The sequence below is a fragment of the Paenibacillus sp. FSL W7-1332 genome, from assembly GCF_037969785.1.
GTDB lineage: Bacteria > Bacillota > Bacilli > Paenibacillales > Paenibacillaceae > Paenibacillus_AQ.
Map to the genome: position 1 here is coordinate 3,841,016 of NZ_CP150209.1, position 19,161 is coordinate 3,860,176.

Genomic DNA, 19,161 nt, shown 5'->3' on the forward strand with positions numbered 1-19,161 from the left:
GGCAAATGATAGGTCGCCTGCCTATTTTACAAGATGGTCCCGGTATTCCTGCGGCGTTAAACCCGTCGCCTTTTTGAAGAAGCGGGTGAAGGAATGGGCGGCATCGTATCCGACTAGAGGCGCCACGTCCCTTACCTTCAAATCCCCTTCCTTAAGCAGCTCCTTTGCTCTCCGTATTCGGCACTTTTCGATATATTCCGAGAGATTGATTCCCCGTTCCTGCTTGAATAAACGCGAGAGATAGGAGGGATTAAAAAAATAGCGTTCGGCTAGATGCACAAGGGTGATGTCCTGATCCAGATGCTCCTCGATATACTGGCATACCCGATCAATGACATGCGCCGTTTTGCCTCGTTCATCCATGCGCTTGAAATCGAATATATCTTCGGCCGTTCGCCTCAAATACCGAAAAGCTTCCTTCATGGAATCATGACCTTCCAAGTCCAGCAGCTTCCCCCGTTCACCGGTGGGGTCTTGAAGCCCAAGCCGGGTCAGCTTAGCATACAGCACGAGAGCGATAGAATAATAGGCTTGTGCAGCATGCTGATGATGATCGTCTCCGTTCAGCACGAATTCCGACAATTGCTCCAATTCACTCATGAAATCGCTCTCCCTTCCGGCCTCCAAATGGGCTTCCAAGACGCCTGCCTTATGGCTCGTCTCCACTCCTTCCTTGCAGTGAGACGCCTGGGAAGAGTCGACTTGATCCTTCAGGATCATCGGAATGCCGTCGCCCATCTTTAACTGCTGGAGTCTCCGCAGCCTTTCATATTGAGGGGTTACATCCTCCCACCGGCAGGGGAAGCCGCTTATGGTGAACGATACGGCAAGTCCCAGAGAATCCAGGCAGGCTTCCTGGATCAGTTCAAGCGTCCCTTCCAAATAAAGAACAAGACGATCACCGGATGGATTTTCGGACCGCGGCTGAAGCATCCATAATAAATCCCCATGTTTGTCCAGGACTCCGATGCTTCGGACATGCTCATCCATAAAAGAATTCCAAATCAGCCTTACCGAGCGATGGCTGTTTTTCTTTTCTGCATACGCTTTGCCTGCTGAGTATGCTACGCGGCCAAGAGCCAGCAGCACAGGGAGTTTCGGATCCAATCCGATGTTCAAGGTCCGGAAATCGCTCAGCATGGCTTCCTTGTCCTGTCCAAGCAGGCTGCTGTCCGCGACGAATTGCCGGAAGTATTCTCCCTGCTCCATCCATTCCAGCGCTTCAATCTGCACGCGGGACTGCATGAGCCATTCATTCATGCGATTGCCGCTCTCGATTTCATGAATGACTTCCTTCACGACCTCCATGACCTTATCGAAGCCTTCCGTCTTCAACAAATAGCGGACATTGGGCATCTGAATCGCTTGATAGGCGTAATCGAAATCGCTGTAACCGGTCAGAAAGATAATTCTGCACCTTGGCCAGAGAGCCCGGATGCTCTCCGTCAATTCCAATCCGCTCATGCCCGGCATGCGTATATCCGTCAGGACGATGTCGATTCTCGTGCGCGACATCCAATTCAGCGCTTCCTTGCCGGAGTATGCCCGGCAAACGTCAAGCTTCTCGGGCATCCACTGATGAAATACTTCGTACAAACTGTTCGTAATAATCTCTTCATCGTCGACGACCAGCAGTCTATACATGTTCATTCCCCTCCGTCAGCCTGATTCGAATTTGGACCCGCAGTCCATTCAATGGACTCCTTGAAAGGACTAATCCGCTGCTTTCCCCGTACGTCAGGGCAATTCGCCGATGGATATTGATAAGCCCCGTCACTTCAGGGGATTCGGCGGATTCGGCTGTGCGTTCAAGCCGCTTATTTAGCATGTCGATATCGTTATCCGTCAGCCCGTTCCCGTTCTCTTCAATCACGATGGAAGCTTCTTGGTCATCCAGATGAAACGACACACGCAGCAAGCCTTCATCCTGCATCTTTTCGAGGCTGTGCTCATAGGCATTTTCGATAATGGGCTGAATGATCAATCGCGGTACTTTGATCGCCTCCATTTCCTTCGGCAGCTCGCCGAATTCTACGCGAATGCGCCTTGAAAATCTGAGCTTTTGAATCTCGGTATAAATGCGGGAATGCCTCGTCTCTTCCAGCAATGGAACGTTGTCCGCATCATTGCGGGTTATGAATCGAAAGTATTCTCCCAGCATGTTCGTGAACAACTCGATTTGCGTGACATCCCCCGTTTTGGCCAGGGAGCTCAGGATGAAGAAGCTGTTATATAAAAAGTGGGGATTGATTTGGGATTGGAGCTGTTTCAGCTCCGCCCTTTGCATCATGAGCTTGTGCCTGAAATCCTGGTCAATCAGATGCTGCAGCTTGATGAGCATCTGATTGAATCGATCGTACAAATAGCCGAACTCGTCCTTTTGTCCGTGCTTGATCCGGATATTAAACATGCCATCCTCCATTTTTCTGAAGCTCTGGACAAGCAGAAGCAGCGGTTTATGAACCAATTTGTACGTCGAAACTGCGTAGATGGCAATCGCCAAGAGGGTCGTGCCTGCAAACAGCCATGCCCAGACATAAAATTTACTTAACGGCCGTTTCACCGCCTCAGTGGGCAAGTACGTGAACACGGATAGGTCCAGCTTGTCGGAATACGCCTTGTCGATCAAATACCTGCCTGTGCCGATATTCAGAATTTGACGATTCGCATGTTGGATGGCCTGCACGGCCTCTTTCATTAAACGATCCGCCTCCTCATGGCTGGCCAGGGCAAAGCCGGACGGCTCGGAGACGATAAAAGCCCCGCTTTCCGGATATACGCTGATTTGCATCAGGGATTCCCTGAGTTTGCTCTCATCCAGTTCGATCTGAACGATCAGAAGCGGCTCTTCCCCTTTTCTAGCTCCGTATTTGGCCGCCACAAGATGGAAAGTATCGTCGATCTGCAGCAGTCTTTGATTGCCGTTCGCCTCTCCTGCATAGACATCGTTATACCGTCTCGAGTCGAATGCATTCATCGCGGTCATGGCCGAAATCGTTTTATCCATGCTGCGGATATGAATGAATACGTCTTTTATGTAGACACTGCTGTTTTTGATGGAGACCAGCCGCGGCAGCAAATAATGCAGGCTTGCTTTTCTTTCGACCGTGCTCATCATATCCCATGTCAGCACCATTTTGTTCAGTTCCTCATCCTGCAAAATATCGTATTGCTGGATTTCCAACCATTCGATTTCTCGGTTCAACCCATCCAGGTAAGCCGAAAGCTGCGCCTGCGAATTTTTGGATACTTCCTGGCTAGCGTATTGGTAACTCCAGTTATACAGATAAATACCGAGAATGATAAGCGGAAGAATGACGAAGAGATAGGTAGCGACCAGTCGAATAAAAATGGTATTACGAATGGAATTCACGGGTAACTTAAGCAATTAAACTCCTCCGATGTGTGTGAATATGCGTGTTAATCGGCCGCCTGCCGGCCTTTAAAGCCAATCGTGCGGGTGCGGCACATTTTTATGGACGGCTTTTTTTGTCCTCATGCCACTGATTCACTTCAGCCGTAATGTCAGCACCGCCAAGCCGATACCATTCCTCCACGAACCGGTCGAATTGTTCTACGGATTCGCCGAGGATGATATTGACAAAATAATCATGCTGAAGATTGTCCAGAATCGTTTGTTTTTCAATCATCGTTTCAGTCGGCGCGCCGGCAAAAGCATCGAACAACAACTGATGGTTATCCTCGTATTGGTCGAGAATACTCATCGCACCGGAAGGCCCGTAGATCTTCTCCCAACCCCAGCCGGATTCGCCGTCTTCTGTCTTATCCAGATATCGATCGATTCGCCCTTGTATGAATCCGGGCTCGCCCTGTAACTGAGATGTCGTGCCCTGACGACGCGCTTCGGTGATTTGCCGGTAAGCCTTGAGGTTCTTATCAGCCGGGAAAGGAGTCACGGGAGACAGTCCCCACACAGGCATGACATTGTTGTAGTAAGTTTCGTACTCTGCCGTTTCGCCCCAATTTTTTTCAAGATGCAGATTGAACATCTTCAGAATTGCTTCCGGGTAAGCAAAATTCTTTCTTACGGCGTAAAAAGAACTTGTGGTAAATTTAAGCGGAACCTTTGGCGCTATGCCCGAGTCAGTAACAATGGGAAAAGCCTGCCACTCCGCATCCGGATCGCCGCTGCGGCTGGACTGAAGCAAGAATGCTCCCCATTGCTCGCCATAGACCATGCCGATCTTCCCATCGGCAACAAGCTGTTTGGCTTTGCTTCCGTTTTTAAAAATGAATTCACTGTCGATTTCATGATGACGATACATATCCTGAAGCTCCTTGAGCGCCTGTTTCACTTCAGGCTGAATGCCTCCGTATACGAGCTTGCCGCTCCCGTCTTCAAGCCATATGTTCGGGTAAGCTCCATAACCGGCCATGAATCCGGTTAAGCCCATGACGGGGTCCCACAAATATTGGGTAGCCGCTATCCCATAGGTGTCTTGTTGGCCATTTCCGTCAGGATCCTCCTCTGTAAACGCTTTCGAAATTGCAAGAACGTCATCCATCGTTTTCGGTGGCAACAGCTCCAATCGGTCCAGCCAATCCGTTCGAATCCACAGAAACATCGCCTTTTCAATGGAGGAATCGGTCTCCGGGATGCCCATCAGCTTGCCGTCGATCATGCCGGATTCCAAGGTACCGCTCCCTTCTTGGCGGTGAACTTGCTGTGTCAACGGTGAAGCATATTCCTTGTAAACCTGCGTCAGATCTTGAATCAAACCGGCGTGGCTCAACTGCCTAAGCTGCTGGGCATTGACCTTGACGATATCCGGAATGTCCCCTGAAGCCAGCATAATATCCAGCTTTTTGTGGTATTGTTCGCTTCTCACAGCCCATTTGTATTTGATTTGAATGCCCAGAACTTGTTCGTACAACTGACTCCAGCGATTGTCCTCCAGCGTTTCATCAGGCAATGCCTTCAGAATATCTTCCAAGCCGTCGCCGATTTCTCTCACAAACGTGACTTCGATCGGCGGATGATAAGCGCGTAATGACTTATCGCTGTATACGCCCTCCCCGCGTGTTTCCGGCCCTCGATTGTGGTCGATACCGCTGCTTTGGTGACATGACGCCAGTGTTGAACCAAACAGTAAAGCGCTTAGCATGACTTTGGAGAAGTTCTTTACGATGATCAGCAACAGAAAACACCCTTTCCTATCGATTAATTGTATTATTATACTTTAAAGGCCCCGGCCCACAATAAACATTTTTTTACTTCCTATCCCGTTATTTACGTGTTGCTCGTATGCAAACAAAAACCGCCACCCCCTAGATTCGGGGTGGCGGTCTTCAGCTTGAAATGTTAACCTACGATGCCCGTACGCTCGATACTTTCCACGAAATAGCGCTGAACGAACAAATAGATAACGATCAAGGGAAGGATGGCCAGCAAAATGCCGGTATCCTGCACCATACTCAAATAAAAAGGGTCCGCCTTCGATGGATCGCCGCCCAGCATAATGGACAGGTTGTACGGCAGCGACGACAGCTGGGTGGACATGACTTTGCTTGAAGTCAGATACGTCGTTGTGTAGAAGCTGTCGTTCCACTGCCAGACGAAGGAGAACAACGTCGTGGTAATGATGGCAGGAATCGCGTTCGGCATCATGATCCGGGTAAAGGTGGTTCCGACGCCCGCGCCGTCAATATAAGCCGCCTCCTCCACTTCCTTCGGAATGCCGCGGAAGAACTGCCGGAATATAAAAATGTACAAACCGGCTTTAAGCGAATTGGCGGTCAGCGAAGTCAGAATGAACGGCCAATAGCTGTTCAACAGGTTGACGGACTTGCCGGTGAGGAGCGGAATCAGGCCCATCAGCGTAAAGTCTTTCAGATTCAAGTAAATGGGAATGAGGATCGTGGTTGGAGGCACCAGAATCGTCAGGACGACACAGGCGAATAAAAGCTGGCTGCCCTTGAATTTCAAACGGGCAAAGCCGTAACCCGCCAGTGCGCAAGAAGCGGCCGTCAAGACCGTCGTCGTTGCCGACAACGCAAACGTGTTGAACAGCGTTTCCCAGTAATCCATGATGCGGATCGCATCAAGGAAATTGCTCATTGTGAAATTTTCCGGAATCCATACAACGACCGGTGAATAAAGATCGGCCTTGTCTTTGATGGCGGTCGAGATTTTTTGCAGAATCGGATACAGAATGACAAAGGACAAGCCAGCGATCAATGTTAAACGTATGCAAGACCAGAGCCATCGTTTCCAGTTTTCGAGCGATAGCCACCGAGAAACCGACATTGCATTCACCTTCTTCTATTCATGGTAAAAGACCTTCCTGGATACAAAGTACGTGCTGATCAACAGGATGATGGAGATGGCCAGGAAGTAAATCCAGGCCATTGCTGAGCTAAGGCCGAAATCGAATTGGACGAAGCCCGTGGTCTTGATTAAGTCTGTCAGCTCATTTCGGGAGAACGAGTCGATAATCGTATATATCATGTTGACCAGAATCAGCGGGCTGACCATCGGAAACGTGATTTTCCAGAAGGCTTCATACCCCGTAGCTCCTTCCATTTTGGACGCTTCGTACAGCTGGGGGGATATCGTCTGTATGCCTGCCAGGAAAATAAGGATCTGTACGCCGGATTGGCTAACGATCTCATAAATACGATCCACGGCTCCCGTTAAATAGTTTACGATCGTCTCGCTTACGCCGGCCTGAAGCATTAATCGCTCAAGTTCAAAGCTTCCCAATGCGTTAATCAGCCCCCCGGAATCGGCATTCTGATCATTGATCGCCTGAACAAGACTGCTGCTTTCCAGGGTCAGAATGACCCCGGAAGCAAGAATGACGGGCAGGAAGAATATCGATCGGGCAAAGGAACGGCCAAGGAACTTCTGATTCAGGACGACGGCCAAAAACAGACTGAAGATAACGATCAGGGGCACGTTCACCGCCATGTTCACGATCGCCTCGGTCAGCATTCGGTTAAAGCTGGTGTTGACCGTAAAGGCAGTCACGTAATTTTTCATCCCCATAAACGTAATGCCGATTCCTTCGGAATTTGCCGTTACGGTGCTAAAACTGTAGATCAGGGAAGTCAGCAAAGGGATCAGGAAGAAAAAGATAAAACCGAGCAGCCAAGGCATCACATAAGCAATGCCCCATAATGCCTTCTGTTTCCCATAGCTTCGCTGCTTTCGCCCCAATCGCTGGGTTATGGATTTCATGGCGCTTCACCACCCGTCACATAGCTTTCGGCTTCAATGGTTACGCCGTCTATCGTCACCGGTGCACGATTGTAATTCACGATGACGTAAACGCCGCTCTCGTATGTCGTCTTGAACACGCCGTCAGCCAATTCGTCATGCCCGACGATCCGCTCATGGCGAACCTTTTTCAGAAATGCATTGACTTCCTCATAGATGCGGGCGGCCTCGTCGATCCATAACGCGTAGTTGGCAGAGAACAGTTCGTTATGCTCTGTGTCCTTTATTTTGTGATTAGGTTCATAGAACCATTGAAAATACACGCCAGCACCGTACTCCAGGCACTTCAAAATATAAGGTTTGGCATCGGTATACGCGGACAGATTGTAAGGCGCTCCCGTGTAATCGATATGCCCGCGGACAACCATTTGATAGAACGGAATTTCCGCGTCTTCGATTTTAAAGCTGCTGCTAGACATCGGCGCATGGGTGATATCGGTCAAGAAAGGCAGCGCATAAGCGTTTCCTCCGTCAGCCATGACCTGAAGATTGGTTTCTGAAACCTTGTTCAGCGCATCCAGAGACAACTGTTCGGACTCCGTACGGTCAATTTGACGATGCTTGCGAAAATCGCTGTCCAGCTCGGCGGCAAGATCACTCAGCGACACGCCAATAGCGCCGTATTTTCCATAATCCTTTAAGAAAGCTTCCGTATAGCCACCTATGAACCGCGGCGATATGACATAGGCGGGCGAACCGGTCCGATGACGCCGGTTCAGCGCCGGATTGAAGGAATAGATCTCTGCGGGGATGCCTCGCAGCGTTCTGGACGCCTCCTTCGCCTCGTTGAACCCGGAACCGGACAGCGCGGTAAGGATGGCGACATCCGGATACAGCTTTACCCCATTCTCGTTCGCATAGGATAGCAGACGCCGAAGTCCCTTCTCTCCTCCTACCTGTTGATCAACGGAGACGCTGCCTGGAACCTCATGATCCAGCCCTTTGTTGAACCAGCCGCTATATTTCAATTTGATGTCATGGATGCCTCGCTTGCCCATCTCTGTCAGAATGCTTTGCGCTTGTTCGAACGTTGTGAGCGGCTCCAGCGCCCGATACGGAATTCCTGCAAAATGCTTTTTCTTATAAATGCTTCCTACAAGCTGAAGATAGAACGGCATATTCTCTTCATTCCTATCGGCAATTGCCGGGAGCCCTCCCTGTTGCTCCAAGTAATTCCTGTAATAGGCGGCGAGTCCCGGATAGGAAGCCGACTGCTTGCCCACAAACGCATACCGAACCGAAAAATCGCTTCGCATCGGATTCTCCTGGAACTTCGGGAGCGAGCGTTGCTGGCCGTTCGCATCCAGGCTTAAGTCGCCTTTGTTGATTACCATGAACGTCGGGTAGACGTAGTTATAGCTGTTCAGCCTGCCGCTGACGTCGGCATTGATCGTCGCGGCCGGAGCCCCTTCCTCGATGATGCCGATAAATGCCCCGCCTTCACGGATGATGCCGAACACCGGCAGCCTGACGTCCTGGCTGCTGTCCGCCGTTTCGATTCCGCTCATCGTTCGGTCCATTCCGTACACGCTCTGCTGGTAGGAAGGGTACTGCGTCTTGCCGTTATTAAAATGGATCAGCGCTCCCGATCCGTCCGGAACGAGGATTGAGCCCTTATCCTCCGCCCCCCCTGCACCGAAGAAGCTCAGGAACGAGATCGTGTTCACCGGATATTCAGCGGGGAAATCAATGCTGGAAACCGGAAGCTTGGCGATCAGACTGTCGCCGTCCAGCGTATATTCGATCGAGGCGTGAAATACCCGCGGTTCAGGCTTGGTCTGATCCAAATGGTTCTCCTCGATGTCCACCAGCAAATCGTCCTCGGTATATCCGGCATCCTCAAAGGCTTTAAGCGCACGCTCCAGCTGCAGACCTTTGAGCGCGCCGTCGGACCGGACATACACCCCTTGCTCGGCATCTTCCGTGTACGCGATTTTCAGCGTTCGCTGGCCGGCGCTGTCCAGCTTGCTTAACAGGTTCTGTTCAAAGCGGGACTTGCTGATCTTCTTGGGCATGTCGTCAATCGTTTTTTTGTCCGTGCCGAACCGGTAGTTAACGCGAACGCCGTTTGGGATTTCCTCCATGCCGATTTGCTTGTAAGCCGCGCTGTCGGCGTACGAATTGACCGAATTTATCTGTCCGAAGCTGTTATAAAAGTCAAGCTTCAACTGAGAGGACAACAAGCTTTTGTTCACGCCCGCGGCCAGCGGATCCGACTGATGGCCGGGGGGATTGCTGTGCCAAATTTCGCCGCTTGCCTTATGCACGACGGCGATCGCCCCCGTCTGATCGTCCGCTAGCAGCTGGAGCTGATCGTTCTCGACAATGCCTTTCATGCCTTTGACGTTCGGATTGACGAACGATGACTTGAGAACTGCTCCCGGCGTAAAGCTGTTGGCGGGCCCGTTGCCTTCATCGCCAGCTGCCTTTTCCAGTCCTTTATCCGTACAACCGGCCATAATCAGCGCTGTCAGCACACTGGCAGCAAGCAGCATGTATTTAGCGAAATTGCCCATCCTTCCTCCTCCTTAAGTTCTCATGACCAATTCTTGATAGATGACGGAAATAAAGGCCACGATCTGTTGGACCAAGCTGAAAAACAGCAAACTGATAAAAGCCATAAACCCCATGGCGACCAGGGTCAGCATCATAATTCCGATCGTTTTGGACGGGGAAAACTGATGCACCGTCATATTGCCGACAAACAGCAGGTAAACGAACCAGAGAACCGCAACGGAGTTTGAAAAATAATAAAATGCGGTCTCTTGCAGCGACACGAGATTGCTGAGCCAGATCCATGGAAACTGTATGATCACGAGCGGCAGGAGCGCGAAGCAGGTCGACGTAAAAATTTCGACGAATTTGCCCTCGCCGTCCATCAAGGTCGTAAGCGACCAGTTAGCCACGCACCAGAACAAGATCGGCACGATCACATATACGATTTCCATGACGCTGTTCATGCTCTCGGGATTGTACACATGGACTAGAAAACCGCTGTACTGGCTCCCCAAAATGTTCGTAACGGCAACCAGAAACAATACGCAAAACGAGATGATCAACGTGAATTTTCGATTGCGATCGTATTTCAGGTCCCAATAGCCCTCAAAGGGATGAACCATGAGATTTAGGGGAAACCGAATCCATTCCCTGCTCATGCGGAAGCCCCCTTTCTTCGTTCCTTCACTTTCCGAAGCCTGGATGCGGCAAATATCCCGATTCCGGCCAAGAACAGCATGGTCATGATCAACGGAAAATGTTCCCTCATGACCGCTTTGCGGTATAGCAGGAATGCTTTCGAATAGTTTTTCTGATCCAAGCTGCGTTTGAAATGCATCATGGCACCCTTATAATCGCCTTGACGAAGCAAGGCTTTGCCGATCCCCGCATAGGCGAATTCCAGATTGGCATTCATGGCGATCGTTCGATTAAACAACGCAAAAGCGGTCTCTTCCTCGCCACGATAGTAGCTTTTGACGGCTTCATTCAGCGTTCGACCGTATTCGGTCGTTCGGAAGACGGTAATTTCGCCAAGCGCTTTATCCAATACAAGAAAATCCTCGCCGATTCGGTCGATGGCGGCCGGCGTATGAAATTGGCCCATTTGGTTCCCCAGCCCGCCGAATACGTACATCAGATGTCCGTCCCCGTTGTAAGTGAACACCCGTCCCCGCTTGCCATCGAGAGTGGAGTATATCTCGCTGTCGGTAACATCGATGTCGATCAGCTTAGAAGGACCTTCGCTGCTGAGGTAAAGAATGTCGCCCTGCGGGTCGGAATACCCCGTTCTTCTTAAAATATCGCTGCCTTGCGCATTAAGCTTCTTTATGTTATTTCCCCACTGGTCCCCGTTCGTGGCATAGATGAACCCTTCCGAGTCAATATCCAGATTCGTAAACTCCGTAGGCGTAAACATGACCATCTGACTGCGCTGCGCCTTGGTCGAGATTTGCTTCCAGAAATATTCGATCGGATCGATATAAACGCGATTCGCGCCGATGAAGGTAGTAAACGCCCCTTCGGCATCGAATTCCATGAAACCGTCAAACACGCCGGCAGCCATGATGTAAGTTCGCTGCGCATGGTCCATGACGACCCGGACGGGTTCGAATTTAAACGAATCCTGCAGTAGCTCCGACTCCGGCGAATCGATGATCTTGATCAGTTGAAAATCCGAATCCAAGTGAACCACCCGTTTGTTTCCAGTGTCCGCTACGAGCACCTCGCCGTCATCGGTCACGAAGATTCCTTGCGGTTGTAGAAATGTATCCGGCTCGCCCTCTCTTGTGAAGGAATCCACGGTGGTTACCAGCTTTAGATCATGGTCCAGCACAACGATCCGATTGTTTCCGGAATCCAGCACGTATACGCGATTGTCGGCGGTGACGTGAAGATCGCTCGGCTCTTGGAAAGCACCCGTCCCCAGATCCGAGCCGCTTATCCATTCAGTCGCCACATAAGCGGCCGGCGCTGCTGCAGCATCGCCCCAATAAGAATAAATATAGGAGTCCGAGGCGCTCTCGGCGCTTACGTTCCCCGCTCCTGCCCCAACCCCCAATAAGCAGCAGATCATGATGAGGAGAGGCGTTTTCAGTTTGCGCAAGCTGTTCATCAATCTGACATGCCTCCTTTCTAGTCCTTCATCCCTGAAGTGGCCATCGTCTGCATGACACTGCTCTGGGAGATGATAAAGAGCGTAATGGGAACGATCATCAGGAGCAGTGCAACAGCCGCGCCGACGCCGGCTCTTGCGATTCCGCCTTCCGTGATCTGTCCGAGCGCGAAATGTAACGTCTTCAGATGCTCGCTGTAAATGAAACTGCCCCCATCGCTGCCCCAAAGTGCCGGAAATTGTAAAATCATTAGCGTCAGCCAGGCAGGCTTCACGTTCGGCATCACAATGGACCAGTAAATCCGATATTCGCTGGCCCCGTCGATTTTGGCTGCCTCAAGCAGGGCATCGGGAATCTGCTCCATGAATTGCTTCATCAGAAACAGCCCAAGCGGAAATGCCAAGGAAGGCACGATGATGGAGGCATGCGTATTGATCCAACCCAGCCAAGACATGACCATATAGTTGGGGATCGCCGTAACATGGGGCGAAAACATCAAGGCGAGCACCACAATCGAAAACAGCGCCCTTGAGCCGGGAAACCGGTATTTGGCCAGCGGATAGGCTGCTGCAGACGCCAGCAGGATATGTCCAGCCGTGCCAATGATGGTGATCAACAGCGTGTTTGCGAAATAACGCGATAAGGGTACCCACGAATTCCCCATTAACACCATCAAATCCAGGAAATTATCCATCGTCGGATTGTTCACGAAGAACCGCGGAGGGAATATGAACAATTCGTCCAGCGGTTTGAATGCGTTGTTCACCGCGTAAATCAAGGGCAATGCCATGAAGGCTCCGAACAAGGCGAGCAGCGCAAACAGCAAAATGCTAACGGGCAAAGAACGGTTCAGCGTTCTCGGCAGCCGGAAATATCGAATCATTTTCGCAGCCAACGTTACTCACCTATCCTTCTCAACATTTTTTGCGTTAATTTGTTGGTTCCGACCATCAGCAAGAACAGGAACGTCGCAATGGCCGATGCGTAGCCGAGTTCGAAGCGGATCGTGCCGAAGTCCATCAGATGGGTGACAATGGTGTGCGCCGCATAGTTAACGCTCGGAAACCCGGCGAGCGCGATGGAGATATCCGCGACCGCGAATGCGGTTGTGATCTGCATCACGGCCCCGAACATCAGCTGCGGCCTCATGGACGGCAGCGTAATATACCAGAGCTCCTGCCAGCGATTCTTGATGCCGTCCATCGCCCCCGCTTCGATCAGCGACTTGTCGATCGTTTGCAGGCCGGCGATAAACGCCAAAAAGCTGGTGCCCAGGCTCAGCCAAAGCTGTACGATAATCACGATCCATAGAATATAGTTTTCATTCAGGAGCCATTGAATCGGTTCCAGGATAAAGCCGGCCTTCATCAGAAACCCGTTTAAATACCCATAGCTGTCACCTGAGAAGATGATGAGCCAAATGAAGTAAACGTTGCCCGATATCGATGGCGCATAAAAGACCAACGTCATGAACGCCCGCACTCTGGGCGACAATTCATTAATGATCCATGCGAATACAAAACAGGCGATATAACTGACGGGACCGGTAATGACGGCGAACATCAGCGTATTCTTCAAGGCGATCATAAAGATATCATCATTCAGAAACAGCCTCGAATAATTTTGCCAACCGACGAATCTCGGAAATTCCAGCATGTTGAAATAGAAGAAACTTAGGGCAAAGGAAAAGACCACCGGAATGACCGTAAACAAAAAGAAAATAATCATATACGGACTCATCAGCAAATAATAGTGCTTGCTTCGCTTCAACTCTTTTATGAAAGAGACCCAACGGCTGTTCTTCTGCACATTCGCTTTGGGGCTCTTTACGGTTTGAATTACTGGTTCTCCTTGCATTGACTACCGCACCTCCCCTGTTAATATGGCAAATTGAACTCCTTCCGCTTGATCTCAATTTCATCGTTAATGTACAAAATATAATCGGATAAGGCTTCGCGCGGATTTTCGCTGGCATTTACCACTTTCCTGAAAGCATTGTCCAAATGCCGGCCCGTGAAATATCCTCCGGGCACCTGCGGAATGCCTCGTACCCACCGCCATTGGTTATCCAAATTCCGATAATCCTTCACCGGCCATGGCAGCTCCTCCAGCGCTTCGATGTTGGCCGTCGGATAGCGGGCAGCCTCTCCCATCAAACCTTCCATCTCTCGGCCATACGCAATTTGCGTCTCCTTGTCGGTCCACCACTTCAGAAATTCCCAAGCGGCCGCTTTACTCTTCGAATTTTGAAGCAGCATGACGGCGGTCGTATGGCTGGCAACTTCGTGGTTCACGGTGCCGTCCTCGCGTTCAGTCCCCGGCACAATCGTGAAATCCCACAGCCCCTTAATCTCGGGGGCCATGACCGTCAGCATGTTGTACGTCGTGTAATCCGCAATCCCGATCGGCATTTCCCCGGTCCGGAAACGGTTCGGGAAGTCCGCCTGCAGCGGGAACTTGTAGCTGGTATAGAACTGCGTCCACTTCTTGAATGCCTCCATGGAGATGTCCGAGTCGAGTGCACTCTTCGTATCGTTATCGCGGTAAAACTGCCCGCCGTTCTGGTACAGCAGCATCGCGAACGTCGCATTCGGGACCAGGCTTGCGTTGGTGGCTTCCAGCGGCAAATAAAATTGCATGTTGTGCTTCTGAAGCACGGAAATCATGTCATAGATTTCTTGCCAGGTCGCTGGCGGCTTCAAGCCGAGCTCCTCCAAAATATCCTTGCGATAGAACAACATCGGGAAGGTCTGCTGTTCAGGCAAGGCGTACACCCCGCCGTTATATTTGTAAGGCTCCAGCCCGCTGTCGCGGAATCGGGTGACCACCTCTTCGAAATCATCGAATTTCGTTAAATCGGCTGCAGCCCCCCTCATCGCGTAGTTGACCGGCACGTCCTCGCCGATTTGCATGGCGACATCCGGACCTTCACCGGCAAGCGTGGCTGGCAGAAGGATGTTTCCCGGAACAAGCCGGAGATGCACCGGAATACCCGACTCAGGCGTAAACGTGTCGTCGATCAATGCTTTCAGTACTTGCGCCTGATCGCGTCCGGTCGTTATCCACACGGTAATGGCATCTTCTTCATCGCCGGCGTTCCCGATGGTGTCATAATCTTCCGTATACGAAGCTGCGTAAGCGCCTAACTCATGGCCCGCGACCTCGAAAAACGACGCGTCCGGTTTAGGCAGCTTGCGATCCGGCGAATGAACGATCAGATAATCAAGCGAGATAGGCTGCTCTTTAATCTGCAGCATCCAGGTTCCGAGACCGCCCACGTTCACCTTATACGTGTCCAAGCGCTTGGCGACGGTTTCGGGATTTTCGGCGAGCTCGTTCAGCTGGTGCACCATTGAATGCAGAACGGCCACCTTGTCGCTTCGCTCGCCTGTCGCTTCTTCCAGGTAATCGGCCACGCTTTGAATGATTTCGGCCTGCTCAGTGAACACCTCCACCATATCCGGAATCCGCTTCTCCAATTGATAATCCCGGAACGGATCCGGCGTATTGGAGGTGATCATTAGTATTTTGCGGTACATTTCGTTCAGTTCCAACACGCTGGATTCAATCGTCTGCAAGAGCGGCGCGATCTCCCCGAGAGACACCATCATTCGGATCCGATGCGTCCCTTTGGTGAAATGGAATAAATAAGGTTCTTCCTCGCCCAGCACGTTCATTTGCCAATCGCGGTCATAATGAAAGCGGATTCGTTTCATTTCCTCAAAGGGAAACTCCCCGTCGATCATAAGGCTACGTGTGGCAAATACGCCCCGGAGCTGGTCCTGCTTCTGCTTCAAGGCGATTTGGTACAAACCGTCTTCTTCCACCTCGAACTCCCATTCGATCCATTGCCCCGGCAGCTTCCAGTTAACGCCTCCGATGGTGTTGATTCTGATTTTGGAAACGTCGTACGGCTCAACGGTCGGGCTGGATCTGTCGGATGTAGGATACAAGGTCGGCGACGATTTGCGCTTGGCATCCTCCGCCTGAATCAGAATGTACTGATCCCGGGTCGGTTCCAAGCCCCCGGACTCATATTCATTCGCCAGCTCCTCGTATGTTTTCAAGGTATGATCCTGGTACAGCTCGATATAATCAATGGCCATCGGCTCCCGCAAGGATGTTAGCATAAGCTTCTGCTTGCCCTTGTCAAAATAAAAGGAATACGGCTCATCATAGTAGCCGTACCGATCCGAGAGCGGCGCAAGCTGCCAGGAAGGCTGCTCGATCTGCCTTGGCCGCAGATCGTTTCCGCGGTTATCCTGCCTGATTTCCTCGTCCCGGTTTCCCCATACTCTATCGAATAGCACGATGTCCGCTCCCTTGAAGGGCACCTTGTCATTGATAGAGAATTGCCTTTCGATCGCCGAGCTCTTCCCTTCAATCGGATAATATCGGATCCGGACATGGTATAAGCCCGGTTCTTCCACGTTCACGTCCCATGAGATGGAGCCTGCCTCTGGCGTGATCACGGATTTCCCTTCGGAGCCGTGTAATTTCTCCGCGATCTCGAATCCCTCCCCGGAGGCTGATACAAAGGACTCGCCTTCGATGCGGACGATGCGGTCCGGGCGGCTGGCCGATGCATGGGCGTCTAAATACTGGCTGTACCCGTCCTGCCCTTCCGTTTCAATGACCGCTTCAAAGTCGGAGATCGCTTGAACGAAGCCTTGGTTTGTCGATTTCGAAGGGTAGAAGGCCCATAGAGACAAAAAAAATAGGACGATGACAAGTATGGCGCTACCGAAACGCTTCTTCCTGGTGTTCAATTTCTCTCCCTCCCATACGGTTAATCCATCCAATGACAGTCCCTGCCGCAGCAATGCGCTGCGCAGGGACGATCGGTTCTTCGGCTAATGTTCAAGGTTACTTACCATATACTTCGTCGATAGCCGCTTGGAACGTTGACTTGTATTTCTCAACAACGGTGGAAACGGATATCCCCTCATTCAGCTCGCCGACGAAATCGTAGTACTTCAAATTAGGGAATGTATGGTGGTCAAGAATCATCATGTTTGGCGCCACCATTTTGGCGTTATTCAAGTCGTCTTCGATCGAAAATAACGTTTCGTACGAGGCTTGGTCCGGATAGTCGTAAACGGAATCAATGTCGTTGATTTTCTCCCAGATATAAAGCAGCTGTTCCGGATTTTCGACTGCTTTCGGAATGGTAAGCGCCTGGAAGAGTGCTTCGGCAGAGTGGTACTCTGTTGCATTCGGCCCTTTTGGAAAAGGTACGAAACCGATGTCGTAATCCGGCATATCCGTCTGCATGCCGCTCATCTCATGGAGGGCACCTGCGTACATTAATGTATTGCCTTGACGGAAAAATTGGCCTGGCTCCGTCCAGTCGCCGCCCTCGGTCGGTCTTGCTATTTTCTCGGTAGCAATACGGGAAATGAAATTAAGTGCATCCAGTGTTGCAGGATCATCGAGATTTTGCTTATCTTCTTTGGTCAGACCCGTATTGTTGGAATACAAGGCATGATCCATAAGCGAGGAGTTTGCTAGCCCCCAAGTGTCCAGCTTGCCATCGTTGTTCGTATCTTTGTTGGCTTCTTTAGCCACTTGTATGAATGTTTCCCAATTCCAGTTATCTTCGTTCACGTACTCTTGAAGCGGCTTTAAGCCAAGCTGGTTCATAAGTGTTCGATTGTAAAAGATGCCTTGAACCAGATTTGCTTGATTTTCGGTGAATCCGTACCCCCTGCCTTCATACGTGTAGTATTCGTTCGTAACCTTTTGGTTAAAGGCAACGGGATTTTTGGTGTATTCGTCAATCGGCCAGAGCAGATCCTGTTTAACCAAGGTAGGCACCGTATAGGTTTTGCCAAGGCGAACGATATCACCGATCGGCTCGCCAGCGAGCAGGGAAGCGGTAACTTTCTCTTGGTACTCGCCGTAGTCGATGGCCACGTACTCCACTTTAAAATTATGCTTTTGCATCAGGTCTTCAAGGTTCTTCTTGCGCTGGATATTGTCCGGGGTATCCTCCGGAATCGTCATATCCCACCAAGAGACGATTTTAATCGTCTTACCCCCTAAATCGAAATCCATTTCCGGCGTTCTGTAAACTTCCTCTTCCTCCACTCCGCTGTTTTCCGTCCCACCAGGTTCCTTCAACGTACCTTTGTCGGTGCCGCTATTCGTCTCCGATTCCACGGTTTCTTGGGTGCCGCTGCTCGGGTTGCCCGAGCCACCGCTGCAGGCTGCAAGCAGCAGAACCAATCCTAATAACAGAACCATTAATTTGCGAACACGCATCTTTAATCCCCCTCAACGTTTGATGTTTGGTCCAGATTCATCCAAAGTTTAGCGCTTACATTTCCATGCAACAACCTGGGGAAATCGGGATATTCTACCCCTGAAACGCTAGAAGGACGCCTCCTGCAACGGCTTGTCCGCCGATCTTTTTCAACCCAAGCTTTGCAAGAAGTAAAGAACGGTTAGCAATGCAAAGAAAAGCACCTTGTGGAAAAGGTGCGCCGGACAACATAATGTAAGCGTAACCATTTTGATGGATATTCCGCTTATCGCAATATATGGGGAGGGAGTCATCATGTCTAAGTTACTGTATATCAATCTGAGCTGCTGCTCCGATGACATGCTTCGCCTGCAGGATTGGGGCAAATGCGGGATGAACATGGAAATCTGCGATGATGATTCTGAGTCATCGCTGCATCGGTTTGAGGAGAACGGCTATTCACTGGCGGTTATCAACATGAACGGCAGCCCCAAGAAAGGGCTGGAGCTGTGCGGTCTGATCCGGAGGATAAGCCGTTTGCCCATCATTGTTGTCGAGGATACCATGGAATTTGCCTTCATCCGCAAAGCGCTGCACCTGCAGGTAAGCGATTATGTACCCAGCACGTTGCCGGCTGAGGAACTGGTGAAGAGCGTAGCTGCTGTTAACGCGAACCATCGCCGCACTGAGGATGACGTGATTCACAGAGTCAAGCAATATGTGGAAAAAAAGCTGCACGAAAATATTACGCTCAAAGACATTTCAAGCAAATTCCATTTCAACCGCTCCTATCTTGGTCAAAAGTTCAAAAACCATGAAAATATGAGCTTTAACGAGTATTTGTTCATTCAGCGCATGGAAAGAGCGAAAATGCTGCTGGAGCAAACGGATCTGAAGATTTACGAAATTGCGAATGAGGTGGGCTATACCGAAATCGACTGGTTTTATAAGCGATTTAAATCCTATACTGGCGTAAGCGCGAACGAATATCGTAAGATGGTCGCCTCCTAATATGCCAGCCCAATGCAAATAAGTCCTTGGGTTATCCAAGGACTGCTGCCTGGCCA

At 50.7% G+C, this 19,161-nt stretch carries 13 protein-coding genes; 1 reads left to right on the forward strand and 12 read right to left on the reverse strand.

Annotation, left to right across the window (positions count from 1 at the left end):
- Positions 1-21: 21 nt before the first annotated feature.
- The 12 genes from MKX98_RS17120 to MKX98_RS17175 form a co-directional block, all read right to left on the reverse strand.
- Positions 22-1,644, reverse strand: a complete 1,623-nt coding sequence (locus tag MKX98_RS17120) for a response regulator (protein WP_339217324.1) — start codon at positions 1,642-1,644, stop codon at positions 22-24.
- On the reverse strand, positions 1,637-3,388 hold the full coding sequence (locus MKX98_RS17125; protein WP_339217326.1) for a histidine kinase: 1,752 nt from the start codon (positions 3,386-3,388) through the stop codon (positions 1,637-1,639). Before MKX98_RS17125 ends, MKX98_RS17120 begins: the two co-directional genes overlap by 8 nt.
- 85 nt (positions 3,389-3,473) lie before the next feature.
- Positions 3,474-5,159, reverse strand: coding sequence for an extracellular solute-binding protein (locus MKX98_RS17130; protein ID WP_339217328.1), 1,686 nt, complete (start codon positions 5,157-5,159; stop codon positions 3,474-3,476).
- A 164-nt stretch (positions 5,160-5,323) separates the two neighbouring features.
- Positions 5,324-6,268: a carbohydrate ABC transporter permease gene (locus MKX98_RS17135; RefSeq protein ID WP_339217330.1), complete on the reverse strand. Its 945-nt coding sequence runs from the start codon at positions 6,266-6,268 to the stop codon at positions 5,324-5,326.
- Between the two features lie 15 nt (positions 6,269-6,283).
- Entirely contained in the window at positions 6,284-7,201 is a 918-nt protein-coding gene (locus tag MKX98_RS17140) for a sugar ABC transporter permease (protein ID WP_339217332.1), read from the reverse strand.
- Positions 7,198-9,756: a DUF5696 domain-containing protein gene (locus MKX98_RS17145; protein ID WP_339217334.1), complete on the reverse strand. Its 2,559-nt coding sequence runs from the start codon at positions 9,754-9,756 to the stop codon at positions 7,198-7,200. The genes MKX98_RS17140 and MKX98_RS17145 overlap by 4 nt, the downstream gene beginning before the upstream one ends.
- Before the next feature lie 12 nt (positions 9,757-9,768).
- Positions 9,769-10,395 (reverse strand): Yip1 family protein, encoded by a 627-nt coding sequence (locus MKX98_RS17150; RefSeq protein WP_007130191.1) that lies wholly within the window; start codon positions 10,393-10,395, stop codon positions 9,769-9,771.
- Positions 10,392-11,849: an NHL repeat-containing protein gene (locus MKX98_RS17155; protein WP_339224480.1), complete on the reverse strand. Its 1,458-nt coding sequence runs from the start codon at positions 11,847-11,849 to the stop codon at positions 10,392-10,394. The genes MKX98_RS17150 and MKX98_RS17155 overlap by 4 nt, the downstream gene beginning before the upstream one ends.
- Before the next feature lie 20 nt (positions 11,850-11,869).
- Entirely contained in the window at positions 11,870-12,733 is an 864-nt protein-coding gene (locus MKX98_RS17160) for a carbohydrate ABC transporter permease (protein ID WP_181469880.1), read from the reverse strand.
- A gap of 14 nt (positions 12,734-12,747) precedes the next feature.
- The gene (locus MKX98_RS17165; RefSeq protein WP_339217339.1) at positions 12,748-13,707 is read right to left on the reverse strand and encodes a sugar ABC transporter permease; all 960 of its coding nucleotides are present in this window, start codon (positions 13,705-13,707) and stop codon (positions 12,748-12,750) included.
- A 20-nt stretch (positions 13,708-13,727) separates the two neighbouring features.
- The gene (locus MKX98_RS17170) at positions 13,728-16,619 is read right to left on the reverse strand and encodes an extracellular solute-binding protein (protein WP_339217342.1); all 2,892 of its coding nucleotides are present in this window, start codon (positions 16,617-16,619) and stop codon (positions 13,728-13,730) included.
- Between the two features lie 97 nt (positions 16,620-16,716).
- The gene (locus MKX98_RS17175) at positions 16,717-18,114 is read right to left on the reverse strand and encodes an extracellular solute-binding protein (RefSeq protein ID WP_339217344.1); all 1,398 of its coding nucleotides are present in this window, start codon (positions 18,112-18,114) and stop codon (positions 16,717-16,719) included.
- A gap of 295 nt (positions 18,115-18,409) precedes the next feature.
- Between MKX98_RS17175 and MKX98_RS17180 the strand changes: the two genes are divergently transcribed.
- A complete protein-coding gene (locus tag MKX98_RS17180) occupies positions 18,410-19,105 on the forward strand; it encodes a helix-turn-helix domain-containing protein (protein ID WP_339217346.1) in 696 nt (231 codons plus the stop codon).
- Positions 19,106-19,161 lie beyond the last annotated feature (56 nt).

What these genes read in the sequence shown, in the direction of transcription:
- MKX98_RS17120 (WP_339217324.1), bottom strand. Translation starts at nt 1,644, where the DNA reads ATGTATAGACTGCTGGTCGTCGACGATGAAGAGATTATTACGAACAGT.
- MKX98_RS17180 (WP_339217346.1), top strand. Translation starts at nt 18,410, where the DNA reads ATGTCTAAGTTACTGTATATCAATCTGAGCTGCTGCTCCGATGACATG.
- MKX98_RS17175 (WP_339217344.1), bottom strand. Translation starts at nt 18,114, where the DNA reads ATGCGTGTTCGCAAATTAATGGTTCTGTTATTAGGATTGGTTCTGCTG.
- MKX98_RS17145 (WP_339217334.1), bottom strand. Translation starts at nt 9,756, where the DNA reads ATGGGCAATTTCGCTAAATACATGCTGCTTGCTGCCAGTGTGCTGACA.
- MKX98_RS17165 (WP_339217339.1), bottom strand. Translation starts at nt 13,707, where the DNA reads ATGCAAGGAGAACCAGTAATTCAAACCGTAAAGAGCCCCAAAGCGAAT.
- MKX98_RS17150 (WP_007130191.1), bottom strand. Translation starts at nt 10,395, where the DNA reads ATGAGCAGGGAATGGATTCGGTTTCCCCTAAATCTCATGGTTCATCCC.
- MKX98_RS17135 (WP_339217330.1), bottom strand. Translation starts at nt 6,268, where the DNA reads ATGTCGGTTTCTCGGTGGCTATCGCTCGAAAACTGGAAACGATGGCTC.
- MKX98_RS17155 (WP_339224480.1), bottom strand. Translation starts at nt 11,849, where the DNA reads ATGAACAGCTTGCGCAAACTGAAAACGCCTCTCCTCATCATGATCTGC.
- MKX98_RS17140 (WP_339217332.1), bottom strand. Translation starts at nt 7,201, where the DNA reads ATGAAATCCATAACCCAGCGATTGGGGCGAAAGCAGCGAAGCTATGGG.
- MKX98_RS17160 (WP_181469880.1), bottom strand. Translation starts at nt 12,733, where the DNA reads ATGATTCGATATTTCCGGCTGCCGAGAACGCTGAACCGTTCTTTGCCC.